Raw genomic sequence first — 8,034 nt, 5'->3', positions numbered from 1 at the left:
GGAGGGATATTAATGTCAGAATTCAAGCAACAGGAGTTGTTCTGGAGCAGCATGTTCGATGCGGAAGATCGTCCCAGTGCAATCCCTTCGTTTCAAATGTCGGACTCAACAATAGAGCACGATGCGCCGAGTGCACCCAACCGTATTCACAGTTCATTGAGCTCCGATGTATCCCTGCGCATCATGAAGATGACGAATAAATCGCCAATGGCCGTTTATATGGTTCTCCTGGTCGGAATCGAGTGTCTTTTGTACAAATATACGGGGGAAGAGGGCGTTATTGTAGGTGTACCGACCTTTGAAGACGAAACCGATGAAGACCTTCGTTTAGATCAAGTCATGTTAATCAAACAAAACATAAATGCGGACAGCACATTTAAATCCATATTTAATGAATTCAAGCATACGCTGAACGGAGCCATCTTAAATCAGCACGTTCCTTTCGATAAAATGGCCGGTCCATTAAATCTGAACTACGATTCAAATCATTTGCCAATGATCCATACGATCGTATCACTAGATCAGCTTCATCCCATTCGTTTTATAGAAACGGCTGCTGCTGATACGTTATTTCAGTTTTCCATCGAAAATGATTCGATTCATTTAAAGTTAACTTATAATGAACAAGCTTATGATCGCCAGTATATGATGCAAGTGATCGAACATGTAAACCGGGTTTTTTCAAGTTTGTTATTCCAACCCGACCTTATGATCCGACAGCTTAATATTCTGTCAGACTCAGAGACAAATCAACTCATCGCCTATAATCAAACGGCTGCAGAGTATCCAACAGAAAAAACGATTCATCAATTTTTGGAGGAACAAGCGGAACGCACCCCTGATCAAACGGCTGTTGTCTACGAGGATAGCCGTCTGACGTACCGGGAATTGAATGAAAAGGCGAATCAACTCGCTCGGACACTGCAATCTGAAGGCGTGCAGCCGGATCAGCCGGTCGGGATTATGGCCGAACGCTCCCTGGATATGATTGTAGGGATCTTCGGGATCTTGAAAGCCGGCGGGGCGTATGTACCGATTGACCCGGGCTATCCCGAGGAACGGGTTCGATACATATTGGAGGATTCGGATACGAAGTTGTTACTCGTGCAGAATCAATCGCAAGAGAGAGTACCTTTTACGGGAAAAGTGCTGGATATGAAAGATCCCCAAAACTTTTGTGCAGACGGGTCGAATGTAGAGCCGGCTGCTGGTCCGGATCATCTGGCCTATGTTATTTATACATCGGGTTCAACGGGCAAGCCGAAAGGGGTTATGGTTGAGCACCGGTCGGTCATCAATCGGCTGGTGTGGATGCAGGAAAAATACCCTCTGGATGAGCGGGATGCGATTCTGCAAAAAACTGCGATCACCTTTGACGTATCAGTGTGGGAACTGTTCTGGTGGACGCTGGCAGGTTCTAAACTGGTGCTGCTGCCAAGCGGAGGAGAAAAGAATCCCGAGCTGATTTTAGATACAATTGCACAAAAAGGCGTCAGCACAATGCATTTTGTACCTGCGATGCTGCATGCCTTCCTGGAATCCATGGATCAGAAGCCAAGCGGGATGTTGAAACAAAAATTAGCGTCATTAAGACATGTGTTTGCAAGCGGTGAGGCTTTGAAGCCTGTACATGTCGCAGGCTTCAAACGCATCATCACGTCGGTGAGCCAGGCTCAAATCATCAATTTGTACGGACCGACTGAGGCAACAATTGATGTATCATACTTTGATTGCCAGACGGAAGAAACATATGCAACGATTCCGATAGGCAAACCGATTTCCAACATTCAATTGTATATATTACATGCTGATTTGGAACATATGCAGCCGATCGGTGTGGCGGGAGAACTGTGCATAGCGGGCGACGGGCTTGCAAGGGGCTACTTGAATCGTCCCGAACTGACGGCCGAGAAGTTTGTAAACCATCCGATTGCATCAGGAGAACGGATATACCGGACGGGAGACTTGGCAAGATGGCTGCCGGACGGCAATATCGAGTATTTGGGCCGGATTGATCACCAGGTGAAAATCCGCGGTTACCGCATTGAAATCGGCGAAGTCGAAGGCGCTTTTTTTCAGCTGCCGGCGATCAAAGAAGCCATCGTCATCGCCCGGGAAATCGATGGGGAAACATCCTTGTGCGCCTATTATACCGCACAACATGCTTTAACTGCAGGCGAGCTCCGTGAAGAGCTGTCCCGGCAGCTTCCATCCTATATGATACCTGCTTATTTCGTTCAGCTGGAAGAGATGCCGCTTACTTTCAACGGGAAAATAGACCGTAAATCCCTTCCTTCTCCAAGAGAGAATCTTACAGGCATGAACTATGAAGCTCCTCGAACAGAACTGGAAAAAATACTGGCCGCGGTGTGGGAGTCGGTCTTAGGCTTAGAACGGGTCGGAATCTCAGATCATTTCTTCGAATTGGGGGGCGATTCCATTAAGTCGATTCAAGTGTCCTCAAGATTATACCAAGCCGGGTATAAGTTTGAAATCAAACACTTGTTTAAATACCCAACCATCTCCGAGCTTGTTCCATACGTAGAGCCGGCAACCCGAATCGCAGAACAAGGAGAAATCAAAGGCCGTGCGCTGCTGACACCGATTCAGCATTGGTTTTTCGACCAGAAATACCCGGAATTACACCATTACAATCAAGCGATTATGCTTTATTGGAAAGAGGGACTGGATGAATCCAAGCTTCGGGAAGTCATGAAGAAGATCACAGAGCATCACGATGCTTTGCGCATGGTCTATGTTCCGACAGAAGATGGATATGAAGCCCGAAATCGGGGGATCGATGAAGGTGATCTGTTCAGCCTTGAAGTGATCTCATTACGCGAAGAAAAAAATGTGTCCCAGACGATAGAAACCATTTCCAATGAGATTCAGCAATCCATTCATTTAGCCGAAGGACCGCTCATGAAACTGGGATTGTTCCGGTGTCAAGAGGGAGATCATTTGCTGATTGCGGTTCATCATCTGGTCATCGACGGCGTATCGTGGAGGATTTTACTTGAGGATATAGCGGCAGCTTATGAGCAGCTTCAAAACGGCGAAGCGATCCGGCTTCCGAAGAAAACGGACTCTTATCTGTTATGGGCTGAACAGTTGAATCGTTATGCAGAAAGTCAGGAATTCGAAGCGGAAAATCAATACTGGTTCAGACAGAAACATAATCCGCAACATACATTGCCAAAGGACAATGGACAGGAGACCTGTCTGGCCAAAGACAAGGAAACGGTCATTGTTCAATGGACCGTCGAGGAAACCGAACGTTTATTAAAAAACGCTCACAGGGCTTATTCGACCGATATGAACGATTTATTACTGACCGGTCTGGGAACTGCTGTTCATCGTTGGACCGGATATGAAGACATTCTCATTCATCTTGAAGGACACGGCAGAGAGTCTATCATTCCGGATCTCGATATTTCGCGTACCGTGGGATGGTTCACAAGCCTATATCCGGTTTCGCTTCAAATCAAAGCTGATCAGGATATCCCGCAGCGGATTAAAACAGTGAAAGAAAATTTGCGTCAGATCCCCCAAAAAGGAATAGGTTACGGCCTGATCAAATATTTGTCCGATCACCCGAAGGCACATGAATGGACCGGACATCCGGAAATACGTTTCAATTATTTGGGTCAATTTGATCAAGATGTCCGGAACGGCAGGATGGAGGTATCCCCTTACTCAAGCGGGAAAACAGCCAGTGACAATCGTCCCTTGACCTATACACTTGATATCAACGGCATGATTTCAGAAGGCCGATTGTCGCTGGCCATCAGCTATAGCGGTAAACAATATCAAAGAGAAACAATGGAAGCCTGTGCCGATCTCTTAAAAAGCAGCCTGCAGCAAGTCATCGCACATTGTGATGCTCAAGATCAAATTCACCTGACGCCAAGCGACATTTCGTTAAAAGGTATAACGATCGGTGAACTGGATCAATTTGTGCAGCAAACGAGTCATCTCGGTGACATTGAAAATATATACCCATTAACCCCGATGCAGAAAGGAATGTTGTTCCACAGCTTGATCGATTCGGCTTCCGAAGCTTACTTTGAACAAGCCGCTTTTGATCTGAAAGGTTTCTTGGATATCGATGCATTCAGGATGAGTTTAGCGCATCTGGCCGAAAAATATGACATTCTTCGGACTCTTTTTTATACAGAATGGAAAGATCAGCCTTTGCAGATTGTATTCCGGCAAAAGCCGATTGAAACGGCCGTTGAAGATATTCGCAGCATGAACAGTCATCAGCGCAGCGAGTTTATTGCCGATTTTGCCAGAAGAGATAAGGCGCGGGGATTCAATCTCACCCGGGATGCTTTAATGCGCGTATCGATCCTGCGGACAGAGGAAGACCAAGCGCGATTGATATGGAGCTTTCATCATATTTTAATGGATGGCTGGTGTTTGCCTCTTGTTACGAAAGAAGTGTTTGAAACCTATTATGCGATACTCGAACAAAGGCAGCCGCAGCCGAAGCGGGGAGCCGTCACTCCATACAGCCGATATATCGAATGGCTCGATCAACAAGATCACAAGCAGGCGTCAGCCTATTGGCGCAATTACTTGGAAGGTTATGAAGGGCAAACTGTTTTGTTACAAGAACAATCTTCCGGCCAGACGAAAGGATACGAAAAAGGAGAGCATACGTTTCATTTAGGAAAGCAGCTCTCAGACGAAATCAAACGGGCCGCAAGCCGCCAGCAAGTCACCGTCAATACATGGATACAAACAGCATGGGGCTTACTGCTGCAAAGATATAACGGAAGTCAGGATGTCGTCTTCGGCACGGTCGTATCCGGCAGGCCGGCAGAAATTCCGGGAATTGAAACCATGGTCGGTTTATTTATCAATACCATTCCCGTACGTATTCATACGCAGCCTGAAATGACAGCTGCACAAGTATTGAAAGTGAACCAGGAGCGGGCACTGGCTTCTCAAAAATATGATACATTTCCGTTATATGACATTCAGGCTCAAACTGAGCAAAAGCAACAGTTGATCAATCATATTATGGTATTTGAGAATTACCCGGTTGAGAAACAAATAGAACATATGAAGCAGGATGACAACGCATTAGACATTCTCGATTTTCATATGGAAGAACATACACATTACGACTTTACTTTTATCGTGATGCCGGATGGAGAAATTGACATTCGTTTTGTATACAACCGCGATGTTTATGATCAAGCAAGTGTCGAACGGATGCAGACGCATTTCATGCAAATCATGAAGCAAATGGCGGACGATCAGGACATTCGCGTACAAGACCTTGATATCGTAACAGCAGATGAGCGATCGCTTCTGATAGATAAGTTCAACGATACGGCGGCTGAGTATCCAAAGGCAAAGACGATACATCAATTGTTTGAAGAACAAGCGGAGCGAACGCCGGAGCAAGCAGCGATTGTTTTTGAAGATAAGAAGCTGACGTATCGGGTAGTAAATGAACGCGCCAATCAGCTGGCCCGAACCTTGGTTGCCAAAGGTCTTCAGGCCGAGGAGCTTGTCGGCATTATGGCGGAACGTTCACCGGAGATGGTGATAGGCATCCTTGCTATTTTGAAAGCCGGGGGCGTTTACGTACCGATCGATCCGGATTATCCGAAAGAACGCATCCATTATATGCTTGAGGATTCTAACGTCTCTATCTTATTATTGCAACATCATCTTCTGGAAGGTACCGATTATCAAAGTCATACTGTCTTCCTTGACGATCCGTCATCATACGACGCCGAACCATCTAATCTCAATCTGAGCGTGATGCCAAATCAATTAGCCTACGTGATTTATACATCAGGAACTACGGGGAATCCGAAAGGCACGCTCATTGAACATAAAAACGTGGTTCGTCTGTTATTTAACAACAAAAATGTTTTTGATTTTAACGCATCGGACACTTGGACTTTGTTTCATTCCTTCTGCTTTGATTTTTCAGTATGGGAAATGTACGGAGCGCTGCTGTATGGGGGCAAATTAGTGATTGTTCCGAAACAAATAGCAAAAAACCCGGAAAGGTATTTGCAATTGTTAAAATCGGAAGCTGTGACCATTTTAAATCAAACGCCAAGTTATTTTTATCAACTGATGCAGGAGGAGAGAGCAGATCCCGAATCCAATTTAAACATCCGAAAAATCATATTTGGCGGAGAGGCGTTAAATCCATCCTTCTTGAAAGACTGGAAGCTTAAATATCCTTTAACACAATTAATCAATATGTACGGCATCACCGAAACCACCGTTCATGTCACATATAAAGAAATCACGGAACGGGAAATCAACGAGGGCAGAAGCAACATCGGACAACCTATTCCTACTCTGCAAGCGTATATTTTGGACGAATATCAACGCATTCAGGTCATGGGCATACCGGGCGAGCTCTATGTGGCAGGAGAGGGACTGGCCAGAGGATATTTGAACCGCCCGGAATTAACGGCTGAGAAATTTGTTGAACACCCGTTTGCCGCAGGCGAAAAAATGTACAAAACGGGAGATGTCGCCCGGTGGCTGCCTGACGGCAATATCGAGTATTTAGGAAGAATTGATCATCAGGTGAAAATCCGGGGCTACCGGATTGAAATTGGCGAGGTCGAAGCGGCTTTATTGCAATCGGAATCTGTCAAAGAAGCGGTCGTCATCGCGATTGAAGAAGAGGGCTCAAAGCAGCTGTGCGCCTACTTGTCAGGAGACGATTCATTAAAGACGGCGCAGCTGAAGCGTCATTTACTGAACAAACTGCCCGCTTATATGATACCGGCTTACTTTGTTCAAATGGAGAAAATGCCGATAACCGCAAATGGAAAAATCGATCGAAAAGCTTTGCCGGCTCCTGAGGGAAATAGGCTCACCGGAACCGAATACGAAGCGCCCGGAACGTTAATTGAAAAGCAGCTGGCCGAGATATGGAAGAACATTTTAGCTCTCAATGACCCGGGAATTAAAGATAACTTCTTTGACGTTGGCGGCCATTCGCTCAAAGTATTGCAAGTTATTCATCAAATCAACGACCGTATGGGAATCAAAATGCATTATCAAGCCGTATACGATTTTCCTACCATCGAAACAATGGCACGCGCCATTCAAGCGGCAGTTTTCGAGTCCAAGACGGATAACGTATTCGTCAAGATGAATCAGAACGGTTCAATCCCTTTGTTCTGTTTCCCGCCTTTAATCGGGTACGGGCTGGTCTATAATGAAATGGCGAAAAGACTAGACGGCCGCTGCACCGTCTATGCCGCTGATTTCTTAGAAGAGCCGTCTTACGAGCAAGAGATTGTTGAACGTTATGCAGAAAGCATGATAGGCATTCAGGAACAAGGACCTTTTGTTTTACTCGGTTACTCCTCGGGGTCGAATTTGGCTTTTGAGGTTGCCAAAGCCTTGGAGAAGCGCGGACGCATCGTATCGGACATTATGATGCTTGATTCTAAAAGGGCTGTTTCGGTGAATTATTTTTCGGAAGAGGAAACCGAAGAGATCATTCATCGGAATCTCGATATCATTCCGGATTATTACAGAGAATTATTAACCATTCCTTCAATTAAGGATAAAATCAGAAGCTATCTCACATATCACAATAAACTGATCAATTCCGGCGCCGTTAACGCCAACATTCATCATTTTCTATGCGGCGAGTTGACCGATAGAGGATGGAAGCAATCAACCGCACAGCATTACCTTGAGTACAAATTAAAAGGAGACCATGTGACGATCTTTGACCCTCACAATATTGAAGAAAATACGGATACAATTCGATCTCTTATCAAAAGGATTGAAGAACGGCATCATCACGGACTTGTTCTTGAAGAACAACTGTCAATAGGATCGTTTGCTGGCGACACGAAGTTTGACAAAATGTAAGTGATTCAGGGCAAAATGCCGCTGACTGCTATCGGCGGCATTTTTCATAAAAGAGGGTCAGATATTTGCAACGTTTTCACTCTAAAATCATTCATTTTACGCATTCTTCATGACCTGTTGTTATCATATTTTTTAAAAACCTAATATGCGGAAACA

1 protein-coding gene is annotated in these 8,034 nt (G+C 45.3%); it reads left to right on the top strand.

Annotation, left to right across the window (positions count from 1 at the left end; genetic code table 11):
• Positions 1–12: 12 nt before the first annotated feature.
• Positions 13–7,878: a bacillomycin D non-ribosomal peptide synthetase BamC gene (gene bamC / locus G9F48_RS04835; protein ID WP_165409108.1), complete on the top strand. Its 7,866-nt coding sequence runs from the start codon at positions 13–15 to the stop codon at positions 7,876–7,878.
• The last annotated feature ends 156 nt before the right edge of the window (positions 7,879–8,034 follow it).

The sequence above is a fragment of the Bacillus sp. EKM420B genome, assembly GCF_011065565.1.
Taxonomy (GTDB): Bacteria; Bacillota; Bacilli; order Bacillales; family Bacillaceae; genus Bacillus; species Bacillus velezensis.
Note: the sequence above shows the minus strand (reverse complement) of the source record. Positions and strands in the feature narration are given on the sequence as shown.